The 16,727-nt window shown below is 64.5% G+C and carries 16 protein-coding genes; 11 read left to right on the forward strand and 5 right to left on the reverse strand.

The genetic code is table 11. The features are described 5' to 3' along the window. The first annotated feature begins 232 nt into the window (after positions 1-232). The 11 genes from OP498_RS06060 to OP498_RS06110 all read left to right on the forward strand — a co-directional run bounded on the left by OP498_RS06060 (position 233) and on the right by OP498_RS06110 (position 9,988). On the forward strand, positions 233-1,963 hold the full coding sequence (locus OP498_RS06060) for a nitrite reductase (protein WP_280546938.1): 1,731 nt from the start codon (positions 233-235) through the stop codon (positions 1,961-1,963). A gap of 57 nt (positions 1,964-2,020) precedes the next feature. Further along, on the forward strand, positions 2,021-2,536 hold the full coding sequence (locus OP498_RS06065) for an Lrp/AsnC family transcriptional regulator (RefSeq protein WP_280546939.1): 516 nt from the start codon (positions 2,021-2,023) through the stop codon (positions 2,534-2,536). After that, positions 2,533-3,066, forward strand: coding sequence for an AsnC family protein (locus OP498_RS06070; protein WP_280546940.1), 534 nt, complete (start codon positions 2,533-2,535; stop codon positions 3,064-3,066). The genes OP498_RS06065 and OP498_RS06070 overlap by 4 nt, the downstream gene beginning before the upstream one ends. Continuing rightward, complete coding sequence (locus tag OP498_RS06075; protein ID WP_280546941.1) at positions 3,063-3,521, forward strand: AsnC family transcriptional regulator; 459 nt, start codon at positions 3,063-3,065, stop codon at positions 3,519-3,521. Before OP498_RS06070 ends, OP498_RS06075 begins: the two co-directional genes overlap by 4 nt. Continuing rightward, entirely contained in the window at positions 3,496-4,095 is a 600-nt protein-coding gene (locus OP498_RS06080) for an Lrp/AsnC family transcriptional regulator (RefSeq protein ID WP_280552950.1), read from the forward strand. Before OP498_RS06075 ends, OP498_RS06080 begins: the two co-directional genes overlap by 26 nt. A 51-nt stretch (positions 4,096-4,146) precedes the next feature. Beyond that, positions 4,147-5,364, forward strand: coding sequence for a heme d1 biosynthesis radical SAM protein NirJ (gene nirJ / locus OP498_RS06085; protein WP_280552951.1), 1,218 nt, complete (start codon positions 4,147-4,149; stop codon positions 5,362-5,364). Between the two features lie 19 nt (positions 5,365-5,383). After that, the gene (cobA, locus tag OP498_RS06090) at positions 5,384-6,232 is read left to right on the forward strand and encodes a uroporphyrinogen-III C-methyltransferase (RefSeq protein ID WP_280552952.1); all 849 of its coding nucleotides are present in this window, start codon (positions 5,384-5,386) and stop codon (positions 6,230-6,232) included. Beyond that, positions 6,229-7,812 (forward strand): nitrite reductase, encoded by a 1,584-nt coding sequence (locus tag OP498_RS06095; RefSeq protein ID WP_280552953.1) that lies wholly within the window; start codon positions 6,229-6,231, stop codon positions 7,810-7,812. The genes cobA and OP498_RS06095 overlap by 4 nt, the downstream gene beginning before the upstream one ends. Positions 7,813-7,908: 96 nt before the next feature. Then, a complete protein-coding gene (locus OP498_RS06100; RefSeq protein ID WP_280552954.1) occupies positions 7,909-9,123 on the forward strand; it encodes an NnrS family protein in 1,215 nt (404 codons plus the stop codon). A gap of 87 nt (positions 9,124-9,210) precedes the next feature. Beyond that, the gene (locus OP498_RS06105; RefSeq protein ID WP_133481940.1) at positions 9,211-9,597 is read left to right on the forward strand and encodes a SirB2 family protein; all 387 of its coding nucleotides are present in this window, start codon (positions 9,211-9,213) and stop codon (positions 9,595-9,597) included. Positions 9,598-9,670: 73 nt separating this feature from the next. After that, positions 9,671-9,988: a carboxymuconolactone decarboxylase family protein gene (locus OP498_RS06110; RefSeq protein WP_280552955.1), complete on the forward strand. Its 318-nt coding sequence runs from the start codon at positions 9,671-9,673 to the stop codon at positions 9,986-9,988. Between the two features lie 504 nt (positions 9,989-10,492). On the opposite strand, the gene OP498_RS06115 is transcribed toward OP498_RS06110, so the two are convergent. The 5 genes from OP498_RS06115 to OP498_RS06135 form a co-directional block, all read right to left on the reverse strand. Then, positions 10,493-11,293, reverse strand: coding sequence for an enoyl-CoA hydratase-related protein (locus OP498_RS06115; RefSeq protein ID WP_280552956.1), 801 nt, complete (start codon positions 11,291-11,293; stop codon positions 10,493-10,495). Between the two features lie 162 nt (positions 11,294-11,455). Continuing rightward, positions 11,456-13,027 carry an AMP-binding protein gene (locus tag OP498_RS06120; RefSeq protein WP_280552957.1) on the reverse strand — a complete coding sequence of 524 codons (1,572 nt, stop codon included), beginning with the start codon at positions 13,025-13,027 and terminating at the stop codon, positions 11,456-11,458. A 246-nt stretch (positions 13,028-13,273) separates the two neighbouring features. After that, on the reverse strand, positions 13,274-14,665 hold the full coding sequence (locus OP498_RS06125; RefSeq protein WP_280552958.1) for a biotin carboxylase N-terminal domain-containing protein: 1,392 nt from the start codon (positions 14,663-14,665) through the stop codon (positions 13,274-13,276). A gap of 17 nt (positions 14,666-14,682) precedes the next feature. Then, positions 14,683-16,041 (reverse strand): hypothetical protein, encoded by a 1,359-nt coding sequence (locus tag OP498_RS06130; RefSeq protein WP_280552959.1) that lies wholly within the window; start codon positions 16,039-16,041, stop codon positions 14,683-14,685. A 7-nt stretch (positions 16,042-16,048) separates the two neighbouring features. Next, the gene (locus tag OP498_RS06135) at positions 16,049-16,522 is read right to left on the reverse strand and encodes a TRAP transporter large permease subunit (RefSeq protein WP_280552960.1); all 474 of its coding nucleotides are present in this window, start codon (positions 16,520-16,522) and stop codon (positions 16,049-16,051) included. Positions 16,523-16,727 lie beyond the last annotated feature (205 nt).

The raw sequence follows: 16,727 nt of genomic DNA on the forward strand, positions 1-16,727 counted from the left end.
TCGCAATGTCTCTTTGGAGGTAGGCCTGAGCCCCTTTGACACAGGTCAATCTTGTCGGGGAAAGCGGCGCGAGACCCGTTAAAGATGCATGAATTATACGCGTTATTGGGCCACTCTTCGTCGAGGAAGGTCATCGGCCGTGCAACGCAGGGTGGCCATCCGGCGAACGACAACAACGACTCGCCCATGTCCTGGCGACAGCGCACTCAAGGATCATGACAGAGGTGGAACGATGATGAAGAAAGACTGGTATCTCAAGCCCCTGGCAGTGGCGGTGACCACCGTCGCGCTGGGCATCGGCGCGGCTCAGGCACAGGATGGCCACAAGGGTGTCGACGAATCCCAGGGGGCCTATCAGGGCTCGCCTTCGACCGTCGATCCGCAGGCCGCCAAGGTGGTGCGTTCTCCCGGTGCCCCGGATCTCACCGACGCCGAGTTCCAGAAGGCCAAGCAGATCTACTTTCAGCGCTGCGCCGGCTGCCATGGCGTGCTGCGCAAGGGGGCGACAGGCAAGCCGCTGACCCCCGACATCACCCAGGAACGCGGCCTGGAGTACCTCAAGGCGTTCATCACCTACGGCTCCGCCGCCGGCATGCCCAACTGGGGCACCTCAGGCGATCTGACCGAGGATGAGGTCGAGCTGATGGCCAAGTACGTCATGCACGAGCCGCCGGTGCCGCCGGAGTTCGGCATGCCCAAGATGATGGAGACCTGGGAGGTGGCGGTCGCGCCGGAGGACCGCCCCACCGAGCAGATGAACGATCTTAACCTCGAGAACCTGTTCTCGGTTACCCTGCGTGACGCCGGCCAGGTGGCCCTGATCGACGGTGGCACCAAGGAGATCGTCAAGGTCCTCGACACCGGCTATGCGGTACACATCTCGCGCATGTCCGCCTCCGGTCGCTATATCTTCGTCATCGGCCGCGACGCCAAGATCGACATGATCGACCTGTGGATGGAAGAGCCGAGCATCGTGGCGACGCTCAAGATCGGCATGGAGGCGCGCTCCGTCGAGACCTCCAAGTACAAGGGTTATGAAGACCAGTATGCGATCGCCGGTGCCTACTGGCCGCCCCAGTACGTGATCATGGACGGCCAGACCCTGGAGCCGTTGAAGATCGTCAGCACCCGCGGGATGACGGTGGACGAGCAGGTATACCATCCCGAACCCCGGGTGGCGGCCATCGTCGGCTCCCACCAGCACCCCGAGTTCATCGTCAACATCAAGGAGACCGGCAAGGTCCAGCTGGTCAACTACGAGAACCTCAATGCCCTCTCCACCGTCGAGATCGACACCTCCCGCTTCCTGCACGACGGTGGCTGGGATGCCTCGGGCCGCTACTTCCTGACCGCGGCCAACGAGTCCAACCAGATCGTGGTCATCGATGCCAAGGAGCGTGAACTCGAGAAGATCATCGATGTGGGCAAGATCCCGCACCCGGGCCGTGGCGCCAACTTCGTCGATCCCGAGTTCGGTCCGGTGTGGGCGACGAGCCACCTCGGTGACAACACCATCTCGCTGATCGGCACCGACCCGGAAGGGCATGCCGACAATGCTTGGAAAGTAGTGCGCACCCTGGAGGGTCAGGGCGGTGGCTCGCTGTTCATCAAGACCCATCCGGCGTCCGAGAACCTCTACGTCGACACCGCGCTCAACCCCACCGAAGCGATCAGCCAGAGCGTGGCAGTCTTCGACATCAACGACCTGGAGGCCGGCTTCGAAGTGCTGCCGATCGCCGAGTGGGCCGATGTGGGCGAAGGTCCCAAGCGCGTGGTCCAACCCGAGTACAACCAGGCCGGCGACGAGGTGTGGTTCTCGGTGTGGAACACCATGGAAGACACCTCCGCGATCGTGGTCGTCGACGACGAGACCCGAGAGCTGAAGCATGTGATCAAGGATGAGCGCCTGGTCACCCCGACCGGCAAGTTCAACGTGCTCAACACCCAGAAAGACATCTACTGATCGGGAACCGGCGGCGGGCGCAAGCCCGCCGCCACCCGCCGCAAGTGAGCTGTGCCGATGCATTGCCGAGCCCCGTATTTTCAAGCCCAAGACCTCGATGCGCTGGACCGTCGCCTTATCGACAGCTACCAGCGTGGCCTGCCGGTCCGCACCCGCCCTTTCCACACCGTGGCCGAACGCCTGGGCACTTCCGAGGCCGAGGTGATCGCGCGGCTGGAGCGGCTGCAGTCGCTGGGCGTGCTCAGCCGCGTGGGGCCGGTCTTCGACCATTCTCGAGCCGGTGCCAGTCTGCTCGCCGCCGTGGCCGTGCCCGAGGCCGAACGCGATGCCTTCGCAGAGCTCATCAACGCCGCCCCCGGCGTCAACCACAACTATGCTCGTGAAGATCAGGCCCGTGAACACGGCTACAACCTCTGGTTCGTGATGACCGCGCCGGACGCGCCCGAGCTCGAGGCGCGGCTGGGGGCCCTGGAGGCGCGTCTGGGTGTGCCGCTCCTGCGCCTGCCGATGCTGGAGGGCTTCCATATCGACCTCTCCTTCCCCATTCCCTGGGCCGAACTGGAGCGCATATGAGCACCGTGACCCCGCTGTCCCTCGATACCGCCCGCGCGCCCGGCGAGCCGGATGCCCACCGCCGCCTGCGCGCCCTGCTGGAGCAGGGGCTGCCGCTCACCCCGCGGCCCTGGCAGGCCCTGGCCGAGCAGGCAGGCATGGCCGAGGAGGAGGTGATGGCCTGTGTGCGCCGCTGGCAGGCCGAGGGGCTGATCAAGCGTCTGGGCCTGGTGGTGCGTCATCGCCGCCTGGGGATCCAGGCCAATGCCATGGTGGTGTGGGACGTACCGGACGAGGGGGTCGCCCTGGTCGGGCGCCGGCTTGCCCGGGAGACCGCGGTCACACTCTGCTACCGACGGCCACGGCGCCTGCCCGACTGGCCCTACAATCTCTTCTGCATGATCCATGGCACCCGTCGCGAGCGGGTGCTGGCGGAGCTCGCGGCCATCGTCGAGCGTTTGGGCCTGGATGACCTGCAGCACCGGGTGCTGTTCAGTACCCACGCCTATCGTCAGTGCGGTGGCCGCTACGTGCGGGAGGGCGCAGCATGACCCTCGACGACCTGGACGCTACCGACCGTCACCTGATCAACCGCCTGCAGGACGGCCTGCCGCTGGTGGCGCGCCCCTATGCGGCGGTGGCCGAGGCGCTGGGTATCGCCGAGGACGACCTGCTCGGGCGCCTTTCGCGTCTGCGCGATGGCGGCGTGCTGAGCCGCTTTGGCCCCATGTACCACGCCGAGCGGCTGGGCGGTGGCCTGACTCTGGCGGCGCTGGCGGTGCCCGAGCCCGACTTTGATCGCGTCAGCGAGGTGGTGAACGCCTTCCCCGAGGTGGCCCACAACTACCGCCGCGAGCACGAACTCAACATGTGGTTCGTGCTGGCTACCGAGACCCCCGAGCGCATCGCCGAGACCATCGCCGGCATCGAGGCGGCCACCGGCCTGCCCGTCTTCAACATGCCCAAGGAGGAGGAGTTCCATGTCCGTCTCCATCTGCCCGTCTAGCTCGGCCCCGACAGGCGACGAGAAGAATCATGAGGCCCTTGACCGTGGGGTCCAGGGGCTCGACGCCGCCGACCGCGCCATCGTGCTGGCCACCCAGGCCGGCTTGCCGCTGGTGCCCGATCCCTGGGGCGCGGTGGGTCGCGAGGTGGGCATGAGCGGCGAGGCGGTGCTCGAGCGCATGCAGGCGATGCAGGCGAGCGGGGTGATCCGCCGGGTCGCCGCGGTGCCCAACCACTATCGGCTCGGCTACGTGGCCAACGGCATGACGGTGTGGGACGTGGACGACGCCCAGATCGCCCGCCTGGGCCGCGAAGTGGCCGCCATCGAGGGCGTCAGCCACTGCTATCGCCGCCCGCGGCACCTGCCCCACTGGCCCTACAACCTGTTCGCCATGCTCCACGGCCACAGCGTCGATGAGGTCGAGCGCCAGGCCGCGGTGCTGCGCGAGCACCTGGGCGAGGCGTGCCGTGACCATCGCATCCTCTACAGCTCGCGCATCCTCAAGAAGACCGGGCTGCGCCTGGCCGGTGCCCGGCCGGACGCCGCCTCGACGGACACCGAACGGCGGGGCTGAGTCGCGTCCGCCTGTATTCCTCAGCCCAGCAATACCCAGCAGGAGAACGCCATGTTCCGCGTCACCCGCTATATCAAGTCGCTGCTCGAGCCGGGCCCCATCCCTTCCGCTCGCAAGCCGCCCGGTCCGGTGGTGATCTGGAACCTGATCCGCCGCTGCAACCTGACCTGCAAGCACTGCTATACCACCTCGGCCGACATCGACTTCGCCGGCGAGCTCTCCACCGCCGAGGCCCACGCCGTGCTCGACGACCTGCACGCCTTCCGGGTGCCGGCGCTGATCCTCTCCGGCGGCGAGCCGCTGATGCGCCCCGACATCTTCGAGCTCTCGCACCGCGCACGTGAGCTGGGTATCTACACCGGGCTCTCCACCAACGGCACCCTGATCACCGAGGCGAACATCGATCGGATCGCCGAGGTCGGCTACGACTACGTGGGCATCAGCATCGACGGCCTGGAGGCCACCCACGACGTCATCCGCCAGCGCCAGGGGGCGTTCCGCGAGTCGATGCACGCGGTGAAGCTGTGCAAGGCGCGCGGCATCAAGGTCGGCCTGCGCTTCACCCTGACCCGCGAGAATTACGAGCAGCTCGGCGACATCCTGGCGCTGATCGACGAACACGACGTCGACAAGTTCTACCTCTCGCACCTCAACTACGGCGGCCGCGGCCGACGCCACAGCAAGCAGGACGCCTGGCACCAGATGACCCGCGACGCCATGACCCGGCTGTTCGACCACTGCCGCGAGGAGCTCGAGCGCGGGGTGGAGCGGGAGTACGTCACCGGCAACAACGACGCCGACGGCCCCTTCCTGCTGATGTGGGCCCGCGAGCACTTCCCCGAGCAGGCCGAGGCCCTGGAACGGCGGTTGATCAACTGGGGCGGCAACGCCTCCGGCGAGCATATCGCCAACATCGACAACCTGGGCCACGTCCACCCCGACACCTTCTGGTGGGACCACGACCTGGGCAGCGTCCGGGAGCGGCCCTTCTCCGCGATCTGGCGCGACACCCGGGACCCCTTGATGCTGGGTTTGCGCCAGAGACCGCGGCCGGTGAAGGGGCGCTGCGGCGAGTGCCGCTACCTGCCGATCTGCAACGGCAACACCCGGGTGCGGGCCTGGAAGGTCAGCGGCGACCCCTGGGAAGAGGATCCCGGCTGCTACCTGACCAACGGCGAGATCGGGGTCGCCGACGCGGGCGAGCGCCGTATCTTTGCCCCCTATGTCTCCCCACCCCATGAGGCCATCCAGGCCGTCGAACTTCCGTAGGCTTGCGAGGAATTCCGCCATGCCGTCACGTCGCGTTTCCTATGACCTCGCCGAGTCACCTCTGGCGCCCGGCGAGGTGGCCATCGTCGGTGCCGGGCCCGGCGACCCCGGGCTTCTCACCCTGCGCGCCCTGTCGTTGCTCGAACAGGCCGATTGCCTGGTCTTCGATCGCCTGGTCTCCAAGGAGGTCCTGGCTCTGGCCAGCCCCAAGGCCCGGCGCTTCTACGTGGGCAAGGCCTCGCGCTGTCATGCCCTGACCCAGGACGAGACCAATGCCCTGCTGGTGCGCCTGGCCGAGGAGGGCAAGCGGGTGGTGCGGCTCAAGGGCGGCGACCCCTACATCTTCGGTCGCGGCGGCGAGGAGGCCGAGGTGCTGATCGGCCACGGCATCCATTTCCGGGTGGTGCCGGGCATCACCTCGGCCCAGGGCTGTGCCGCCTACGGCGGCTTCCCGCTGACCCATCGCGACTACGCCCAGAGCGTTACCTTCGTCACCGGTCACTGCAAGGGCGACGGCGACCTGGCCCTGGACTGGACCTCCCTGTCGGTGCCGCATCACACGGCGGTCTTCTACATGGGGCTGGCCAACGCCGAGCTGATCAGCCAGCAACTGCAGGACCACGGCCTGCCCGCGGACCATCCGGTGGCCCTGGTGGAGCGTGGCACCACCCCCGAGCAGCGCCAGGTGATCACTTGCCTGGGTGAGCTGGTCGAGACCATCGCGCGGGAAGGGCTGAAGCCGCCGACTCTGATCGTGGTCGGCGAGGTGGTGCGCCTGGCTAACATCCTGGCTCAGCCGGCCCCCAAGGAGGCGACCTTCGCCGAGGGCGAGACCCTGGAACTGGTGCGGGAGCGGATTGCCCTGTGAGATGCGTCGCTTCCCTCCAGACCGCCCTGAAGTCTCTCGCCGTGGCGCTGCTGGCCATGGCCATGGTACCCGCCATTGCCGACGACACCCGCGCGCTCTACCAGGCCCAGTGCGCGTCCTGCCATGGCGAGGAGCGCCTGGGCGGCATCGGCCCGGCGCTGCTGCCGGGCAACCTCTCGCGGCTAAAGCCGCAGGCCGCCGAGGCGGTGATCCGCGACGGGCGAGCGGCCAGCCAGATGCCGGCATTCGGCGCGCAGCTCGACGAGGCCGAGATCGCCTCGCTGGCCGAGTGGATCTACCGCGCGCCCGAGGTCGAACCCACCTGGGGACGTGATGAGATCCTCGCCAGCCAGGAGGTTACCCACCCGGATGGCAGCCTGCCCGACGAGCCCCGCTTCGATGCCGACCCGCTCAACCTGTTCATCGTGGTGGAGACCGGCGATCACCATGCCAGCCTGCTCGACGGCGACACCTTCGAGCGCATCCACCGCTTCGAGACCCGCTACGCCCTGCACGGCGGGCCCAAGTTCACCCCCGGTGGGCGCCATGTCTTCTTCGGCTCCCGGGACGGCTGGATCACCAAGGTCGACCTCTACAACCTGGAGGTGGTGGCCGAGGTACGCGCCGGCATCAACATGCGCAACATCGCCGTCTCCGCCGATGGCCGCTACGTGATGGCCGCCAACTACCTGCCCCACAGCCTGGTGCTGTTCGACGCGCACAACCTCGACATGATGAAGGTCTACCCGGCGGTGGGCGAGGATGGCGAGAGCTCGCGGGTCAGTGCCGTCTATGCCGCGCCGCCGCGGGGCAGCTTCATCGCCGCCCTCAAGGACCTCAAGGAGGTGTGGGAGATTCCCTGGCCACTGCCCACCGAGCCAGTGGTCGCCACCGGCCATATGGCGACGCCGCTGGATCAGCACCGCGGGCATGACACGCCCAACTTCCGGGTGCGGCGCATCCCGGTACCCGACTACCTGGACGACTTCTTCTTCGATCTCGAATATGAACACGTCATCGGCGCCTCCCGAGGTGGGGAGAGTGACGGCCAGGGCGGCATGGTGATCAACCTGGATAGCGGCGCAAAGGTGGCCGACCTGCCGCTGGAGGGAATGCCCCACCTCGGCTCGGGCATCACCTGGGAGTATCAGGGTCGCCGGGTGATGGCCCTTCCCCATCTGGGCAAGGCGGCGGTATCGATCATCGACATGACGAACTGGGAAGTGATCAAGACCCTCGAGACCGATGGCCCCGGCTTCTTCATGCGCAGCCATGCCAATTCGCCCTACGCCTGGGTGGATGTCTTCTTCGGCCCCAACCGCGACCGGGTACACGTGATCGACAAGGCCACCCTGGAGATCGTCGAGACGCTGATCCCCGAACCCGGCCAGACCGCCGCCCACGTGGAGTTCGATCGCTATGGCGAGAAGCTGCTGCTGAGCCTCTGGGAGGACGACGGCGCGGTGATCGTCTATGACGCCGATACCCTGGAGGAGCTCCAGCGCATTCCCATGAGCAAGCCGTCGGGCAAGTACAATGTCTGGAACAAGACACACTATGAGGAAGGCACCAGCCACTGAGGTATCATAAGAAGTATTCTTGATGCCTGTCATGGAAGGCGCGCCGGGAGTGGGGCACAATGGCCATAACCAAGCGTTTTAGTCGGGTATGGCACCATGCAATCGAGCTCTTCCTCTTCCGTCCGCTCCTCCACGCTGTCGCGCCTGCCGGTGGCGCGGCTGGCCTTCCGGCCCTTCTTCCTGCTGGCCGCGCTGTTCAGCGTGCTCTCCATGGGGGTATGGTTCGCCTTCTGGCATGGCGATATCCTGCTGCGTCCCGTCGGTGGCCTGATGTTCTGGCACCAGCACGAGATGCTGTTCGGCTTCGCCGCCGCCGTGGTGGCGGGTTTTTTGCTCACCGCGGTGCAGAACTGGACCGGGCTGCCCAGCCTCAAGGGGGGGCGGCTGCTGGCGCTGGTCGGGCTCTGGCTGGCCGGGCGGGTGTTAATGGCCTTTCCCCTGGGCCTGCCGGCCTGGCTGCCGATGCTGGTCGACCTGGCCTTCCTGCCAGTGGTGGCGGGGGTCATGGCCATGCTGGTGATCGAGGCGAAGCGCTGGCGCAACCTGGTCTTCCTGCCGACCCTGGCGCTGCTGACCCTGGCCAACCTGGCCATGCACCTGGGGGCGTTGACCGGCGACGCCGAGCTGATTCGCCAGGCCGCCTACCTGGCGGTGCTGCTGTTCACCCTGCTGATGGTGGTGGTGGGCGGCCGGGTGATCGCCATGTTTACCGCCAACCGCCTGGGGCTGGCCCGTAAGCCACCGATCCCGGCCCTCGAAACCCTGAGCCTGGGCAGCGTCATGGCGGTGGTGCTGGGCCAGCTGCTGGTGGTGCTCGGCGTGGCGGTCCCCGGCGTCCTGCTGGCCGCGCTGATGGGCCTGGCCGCCCTGGCCAATGCCGTGCGGCTGTCGCGCTGGCGAGGCCTTCACAGCTGGCGCGAGCCGTTGCTCTGGGCACTGCATCTGAGCTACGCCTTCATTCCCGTGGGCCTGGCCATGTGGGCCTTGGCGCTGCTGGGGGCCTTTCGGGCCGAGTTGGCGGTACACGCCCTGACCATCGGCGGCATGGGCACCATGATGCTGGCGATGATGTCGCGGGTCTCGCTGGGCCATACCGCGCGCCCCATCCGCACCCTGCCGGGCATCGGCGTGGCCCTGGGGCTGATGGTGGCCGCGGCGCTGCTGCGCTCGCCGGTGCTGGCGCTCTTCCCGCAGATCACCCACTGGACCTACAACCTGGGCATCATCTTCTGGTGCCTGGCCTACGTCATCTTCCTGTTTCACTTTACGGGGCCGCTGCTCTCGGCGCGTCCCGACGGCAAGGATGGCTAGCCGGACGCCTCATGCCAGCGGCGCGCCGCAGGCGTCGCGCCTCGCACCGATGATTCCGCCGTTACCCGACGCAAGGAGGCAGACTTGCTGGAACACTATGTCCTGATCAAGCAGCTGCATGTCACGGCGGCCAGCCTGAGCATCCTGTTCTTCATGCTCCGGGCCTGGTGGTCGGTGAGGGAGATCCCCCTGCTGCAGCGTCGCTGGGTGAAGGTGCTGCCCCACCTCATCGATAGCACCTTGCTGGCGCTGGGCGTGACACTGATGGTGATGCTCTCGCTATGGCCCCACCAGCATCCCTGGCTGGCCGCCAAGCTGATCGCCCTGCTGGCCTACATCGGCCTGGGCACGGTGGCGATCAAGCGCGGCCGGACACCGCGGGCAAGAGCCATTGCCGCCCTGGCGGCGGTACTCACCTTCGCCTACATGCTGGGCGCGGCGATCCGTCATAGCGCGCTTTCCTGGCTGGCCTGACGCAAGGGATGAGCGTGCTGGACCATGGCTGGCCTATACTGTCCCGGCCACTCTTGTTCAGAAGGACGATCTCATGTCGAAACAGGAACTTCCCGCCGGCGCCGGCCAGGTAGCCGAGCAGTATCCCGAGATCTGGGAAGCCTACGCTGAGTTGGGCCGGGCCTGTGCCGAGTCCGGCCCGCTGGACGCGCGCACGCGGCGCCTGGTCAAGCTGGCGCTGGCGGTGGGCGCGCGTTCCGAGGGTGCCGTGCACTCCCATGTACGGCGTGGCCTGGAGGAGGGGGAATCTGCCCAGGCCCTCAAGCAGGTGGCCATGCTGGCCATCCCTACCCTGGGCCTGCCCAGCGGCGTCGCGGCGTTGACCTGGATCGAGGACATCACCGAGTCCTGACCCCCGGTAGGCCCAGGGGCGGCTGGGACAAGCGTTTAATCCTGGGGGATCCCCACGAATTCTGTGCTATTCGCCGCATAATGCCTGCTCCTTGACCTCTTCGCGAAGGCTCTCTCGGAGAATTTTCCAGGAGGGCCAAGGCACGGCGCCGGGCCGTTGACGCCGAAGCCACTCCAGTCCCAGGCGCCACACGGACAGCACGTTCCGGTGCCGGATACTGTTGCTCTGGTAGCGCTGCTGTTGACCATGGGGTCCACTGTACCGTTTACCAGTCGGGTCTCGGCGGTGGTGCCTCCATTCCTGACCACTTTGGTCATCAGCGGGATACCGTTCAAGACCAGAACACAGGGCAGCGCTGTGCTGCTACAATCATGGCCGAGACGATAACTTAAACTCACTCGTTTTCTGTCTTGACGATGGGGTCCTCTTTATATGGCTGGCCTAATTGTTAACACCCCCTAACAGCTACCAAATTTCATAGGCTGCAGGGGTGTCCACCGCCCATCATCGACCCCTCCATGTGGGCGGGCGTTTCTCGACGAAAGCGCGCACCCCTTCTGCTCGGTCCTCGCTAGCCATCAGTCGCTGATGCAGCGCAAGTTCATAAGCGAGCCCACTATTGAGATCGAGCTCGCCTCCGATTTGTACAGCCCGCCGTATCGAGCGGACTGCCAAGGGCGGCATCGAGGCGATCTGCTCAGCTCTCTCCAATGCGTGGTTGAGCAAGTCTGCCCGAGGAAAAATTCGCGAAACGATACCGCACTCCCGAGCCTCTTCCGCATTTAACCTGTCGCCAGTCAGCATTATCTCAAGAGCCCTACCGCGTCCAATAATTCGAGGTAGGAATTGAGTTCCACCGAGTCCTGACATAATGCCAAGGCCAATTTCCGGTAAGCCGAATTCTGCTTCCTCTGCCGCAAGCACAATGTCAGAGGCCAGTGCTAATTCCGCACCGCCTCCAAGTGCCACTCCCTGAACTGCAGCTATTACCGGAACGTCCAAGCTCTGACGAATCGTCAGAAACAACCGGAAAAGAGCATGCTGGCGCCGGATACCATCATCGTCCAGGTGATTTCTCTCCTTGAGATCGGCCCCCACACAGAAAGCCCGAGTCCCAGTAGCTGTGATCACTATACAGCGCAGCTGGGTGTCTACTACCCAGTCGCTGAACTGTCGAACCAGCTCAGTGGCCATCACACTATTAAGCGCATGGAGCGCCTCAGGACGGTCAAGGGTCAAAATTGCAATACTGTCATCGTGTCGCTGAACGTTTATGGTGGAATATTCATTGGTCTCGTGGCTCATATGTACCTCTTTGTTAGTTGTTAGTTTTGTTTGATTAGCGGCAACTTTCGTCGACTGGATGTACTCTTGTGATAGCTGTCACGCCGGGTGTTTGCCTATCGGCTCCGTTCATTGGAACGGTATGAAGCCTTTTAGGCGCAGGACTCGGTGGCGGCCACCCGTCTAGGCGCCCGCGAACAGTGCAAACAACTCACTACGGATCCGATGCTTCTGCATCTTGCCATTGCCAGTGCGAGGAAGGTTATCCGTCACCCGTACTGCCTTGGGCACCTTAAAACTCGCCAGATGCTCGCGACAGTGGGCGATCAACTCTGCCTCGTCCACCTGCTCGCCCGGCTTGGGGATGACTGCGGCCACCACCGCCTCACTCCAACGTGGATGTGGCACGCCCACCACGGCGGCCTCGGATACCGCCGGATGCTTCAGTAGGCAGCGCTCGACTTCCACCGAGGCGACGTTTTCGCCACCGGTCTTGATCAAGTCTTTCTTACGATCGGTGAACCACACGGCGCCATCATCATCAATCCAGCCTAGGTCAGCGCTGTGGAACCAGCCATGGGTGAACACGCTGGCGGTCATTTCGGGCAAATTTAGATAGCCGTTCATCACCTGCGGTCCACGGTAGACGATCTCGCCGATCTCGCCGCGGGGCAAATGCCGTCCCTCACCGTCCATAATAGAGATGCGAGTAACGGCGGTAGCCGTGCCCCAAGAGGCAGCCTTGCTCCATTGGTGTTCGGGGCGCTGATAGGTGCTGCGAGGCAGCTCGGTCATGCCAGCGCCCGACACCACGTCGGCTCGGGGAAATAGAGTGTGGATGGCTTCCAGCCGCTCTACCGGCATGGTAGCTATGGTATAGATAGCACGGGTCACTGTGGGTAGTTGCTGGTCCCCTCGCGTCGTCAGCAGGGCAGCGTACATCATCGGCAGGAGCACCAGCATGTTGATGCCATAACACTCGATCAGCTCCGCTGCCCGTGCTGCCTCGAAGCGTCGCTCCAGCACCAGCATTCCGCCGACGAGCAGTACCGGCAGACTGGTGGCATTGAGCTGGGCGACGTGGAAAAGCGGCAGCGCCCCCAGAGCACTGGTCTCGTGACTCATCCGGTTAACCAGCGCATTCGACATGGCAGTCAACGTCACCGCCAAGTGGCTGGTGAGCACGCCCTTCGGCATGGCAGTGGTTCCGCTGGTATAGAGCAATTGCACCGGGTCGCGATCACCTATCACAACCCCCAACTCTCTATCGCAGCCACTGGCCAGCAGATCCTCGAAGGAGCCGGCACATTTGTCCCCCTTCGTCGGCGGGTCACCGATCCAGTACACGGCCTGTAATGAGGGCGCCTGCTTAGGCAACGACCGAGCTATCTTGACTAGGTCGGCCTCGGCAATCAGCAGCTTGGCCCGCGCGTCGTTCAGGCAGTAAGCGATCTCCTCACTGCGCAGACCTAAGTTCATCGGCGCGCAGACGAGCCCAGCCTTGGCGCAGGCGAAGTAGCTGATCAGCAGTTCACAGCAATTTCCGGCCATGATCGCCACCACGTCTTGGCGCTTCAAGCCCACCGCGAGCAGCGCGTGCCCCAAGTGGTCGGAGCGTGCAGCAAGCTCATGATAGCTCAAGGTGCCGCTGGCCTCGATCAGGGCCGGACGATCGGGAAAGAGGTCGGCACTGCGGGTGAGAATGTCGCCTACCGCTACCCGTTCGATAAGATTACGCTCCAGATCGCTCACCATTTTTTAGGCCTCCACACCGAGGCGCCGAACACCACGATACGATAGTATTCTCAAGGGTATTGAGACCCGTCCGTTCATCACGGAGGTCGACGTTACCTGTACCAGTTTTCCGAAAGTTGGCGCTGCAAAGCGCTCCTATGAAAAGCGGCCACGACGGGGGCCGCAGAACGCGGCGGCCCCACGCGTTAGCAAAGCGGTGAGACAGTTCCGCGCCCCTACACATGGACACAGAACCGCCCCCGCTCCTCAGCTGCCAACCTTGCTCATAGGAGCCGCCTGGCGATCTGCCAGAAACTCGGCGACGAAGCCGGTCGTCACGCCACCTGTGCCTAAACGGCTGTCCTCTAGCACCTCGCGGAGAAAGTGTGCGTTGGTGGACAGACCCTCTACCACCAACTCATCCAGTGCTTGCCTGAGCCGAGTGATCGCCTGTGCCCGATCGGCGCCGTGGGCGATCAGCTTGGCAACCATCGGATCGTAGAACGGCGTGATTCGATCGCCAGCACGCACGCCGGTATCCACCCGCAGCGCGTCGTCCTGGTTCGGCCAATGTAGGCCCGCGATTAACCCCGGCGAGGGCAGGAAGTTTTTCTCTGGGCGTTCGGCATACAGCCGGCACTCAACGGCGTGACCTCGCACCTCGATTCGCTCCTGTGGCACCGGCTTCAAGGTGCCGGCGGCTTGCTGAATTTGCCAGGCCACGAGGTCCACTCCGGTGATCAACTCGGTGCAGGGGTGCTCGACCTGGATGCGGGTGTTCATCTCCAAGAAATAGGCCTGCTCCCGGTCAGTGTCGTAGATGAACTCAACCGTGCCGGCACCGCTGTACCGCTGCTTGTGCACCAGCGAGATAGCAGCACGGAAGAGCTCGTCACGCACCGCAACGGGAACATTCGGTGCCGGGGCTTCCTCGATGATCTTTTGGAAGCGCCTCTGCACCGAGCAGTCGCGATCGTACAAGTGCACGCCTTGGCCGTCGCCGAAGCCGAACACCTGCACCTCGATGTGTCGAGCGTTAGCCACGTAGCGCTCCAAATAAACGCTGGAGTCACCGAAAGACTTGCCGGCCATGGATTGCGTCGCTTCCACCACGTTCTGTAACTGGGCCGGATCGTCTACCCGCCGCATACCGATGCCGCCACCGCCCGCGGCAGCCTTAACAAGCAGCGGAAAGCCCACCTCCTCGGCGGCCTCCGCCAGACCGGCCATGTCGCCGAGGGCGAAGCGCGGGCTGCCCGGCAGAATCGGCACGCCCGCGGCCTTGGCGATATCTCGCGCCCGCTCCTTATCACCCATGTCCTCAATGGAGATGGGCGCCGGCCCCACCCAGACCAGTTCGGCGGCCATCACCGCACGGGCGAAATCGGCGCTTTCAGAGAGAAAGCCGTAGCCGGGGTGGATGGCATCGGCACCGGTGCGGCGGGCGGCGTCCAGGATCACCTCGGCCTTGAGATAGCTATCACGGGCTGCAGCCGGACCAACCTCCACGGATTCGTCGGCCATATCTACGTGCATCGCCTCGCGGTCGGCCTCGGAATAGACAGCTACAGTCTGGATATCCAAGGCGCGGCAGCTACGAATGATACGACACGCAATCTCACCACGGTTAGCGATTAACAGTTTGTCGATAGTAGGCATGAAAACTCCCAAACTTTTCAAGTAGTGAAGACGCCGTTGAGTGCCGCCAGGATGAGCGTGCCCGTGGCCGCGAACAGCAGTACGAGCACCATGTTTCGGCCGAGAATCATTTCCTGGCGCGTGATAGAAAGCATGTCGGCGGCCACCATTAACAGCAGGCCGGCCACGGCCACCATGGCGCCGCAAGACCAGCCGAGTAGCACGGCGCCGGCCAGGATCAGGTCCGCCATACCAGTGTCGGCAGAAGTAAACACCGCCAGGAGTACTGAGCCCGCGACGATCGGGTGGATAGCGGCGGCGGCGGCCGCGATCATGCCGCCGACGACAAGTGCTATCAGTAGCAGCAGCGGCAGCCCCGCCCCGAGCAGTCCCTCCACCAGCCCTTCCACGCTTGGGCTAGCACGCATAACGGCGCCCAGCGCGAAGGCAAGTGCTACGATGGTGATCTCCGCGCCCAGCCCATCCAGCCCGCGACGGGTAACCGCGATAGCCTGAGCGCGGCCGCCCCCCGGCTGCTTCAACAAGAACAGCAGCGCTAGCGGCAGCAGCGTCAAAGAAGCCGATTCGAGGGTGGACAGGCTGGTCAGACTCCGTACCGCCACCACGCTAGCAGAGGCCACTAGCACCATGGGAATGATGGGCCTCAGCGACGCTACCGCCCGCAGCACCACGCGACGCTTATTGCGCAGGCCCAGCAGCAGCAGGGCCACCAACAGGCCGATCATAGCCATCCCGAGGCCTAACAGCACGCTTTGCCACAGCGGCACCTGCGGCATGAACTCCGAGACGACGGCCATGGCCACGAACATCGGTGACCACAGCAGCGAGAGAGCGATGCCGGAGACGGTGGCCAAAGCGGTGGCACGGCGGGTTTCGGCATCGGCGTCTGCCTCCAGTATCGGAGACATGATGGCCAAAGCTCCGACTGATAGCGCCGCGCCTAATGCATGCGAACCGATTAGCATCCAGCCCGGCCGCTCCGCCAGTGGCGCCGCCATCACCCGGCTGCGGTAGGAAAGCACGCTCTCGTCGGAGGCCAAGACGTTGCGCAGCAGATATACCGCCGGAAGGAAGGCAGCGAACACCAGTGAGGCTTGCAGCCCGGCCAGCAGCGCCGGCCAGGCCTCATCCACCGCCACCAGCGCGGCGATGGCCAGGAGCAGGGCAAACCCGAGGATCCGGTTGGCCCAGCCAGTCGCTGCGAAGGCCAGCAGTAGATATATCGAGAAACCGAAGATTGCCATGCCGCCCAACCAAGGTGGATCGAACAGGAGGCGGATCAGCTCCGCTGGCCATAGCACCAAAAGCAGCCGCCCCATCAGTCCGGTGATCACCGGACTGGGCTGCCAAGCTAGGCTGGAGGTCGCGAAGCTCATGACGGTCTCACAACCCCCTAGCGCGGGAGGGCTTGCCAAGCTCCGCATCGTCCGGGGCCTTCTTCAGCAGCTGTACCGTCACGGTAGCTATGGCAACAGCCAACGCGAACGCGTCGGCTAGCATGTAGTCCGCTGCTACTCCTATACCTGCTAGCACCAGCACCAGGGCGACGAGCGTCGGGATGCGTCGGCGGAAGAAACGGCCAGAGCCCACCGCCAGTAGCCAGGATGCCACAAAAGCCATAATGGCGGTCCAGGCAATGTTTTGCCAAGCACCCTCCAGCAACACTGAAGGGCGGAACACGAAGAAGAAGGGCAGCAGATACTTCATCAGCGCCAGTCGCATGCTGTCTACGCACACCGGCCACCAATGTGTTCGGGCAATCGCAGCAGCGGTAAATACTGCGGTACATACAGGCGGTGTGAGCGCCGACAAGAGAGCTGAGTAGAACACGAAGAAGTGAGCCACCAGCGGGTCCAAGCCTAGTACTACAGCCGTAACTGAATGCGCTATAATTCATGTGACTGATATGGAAGCGATCATAAGGTGAAGGATGCAAGAGCTGGATCTCTCTGTCTCAGCATTAATGGATGACTTGGCAGCGCGATTAGGCCCGCTCTTCCCACGTTCTGAGACGCGCGATCGTGCCCTACGCTACATTCAGGGGCTGCTCAGTCAGTGTGAA

Source organism: Halomonas sp. 25-S5 (assembly GCF_029889845.1).
Taxonomy (GTDB): Bacteria; Pseudomonadota; Gammaproteobacteria; order Pseudomonadales; family Halomonadaceae; genus Halomonas.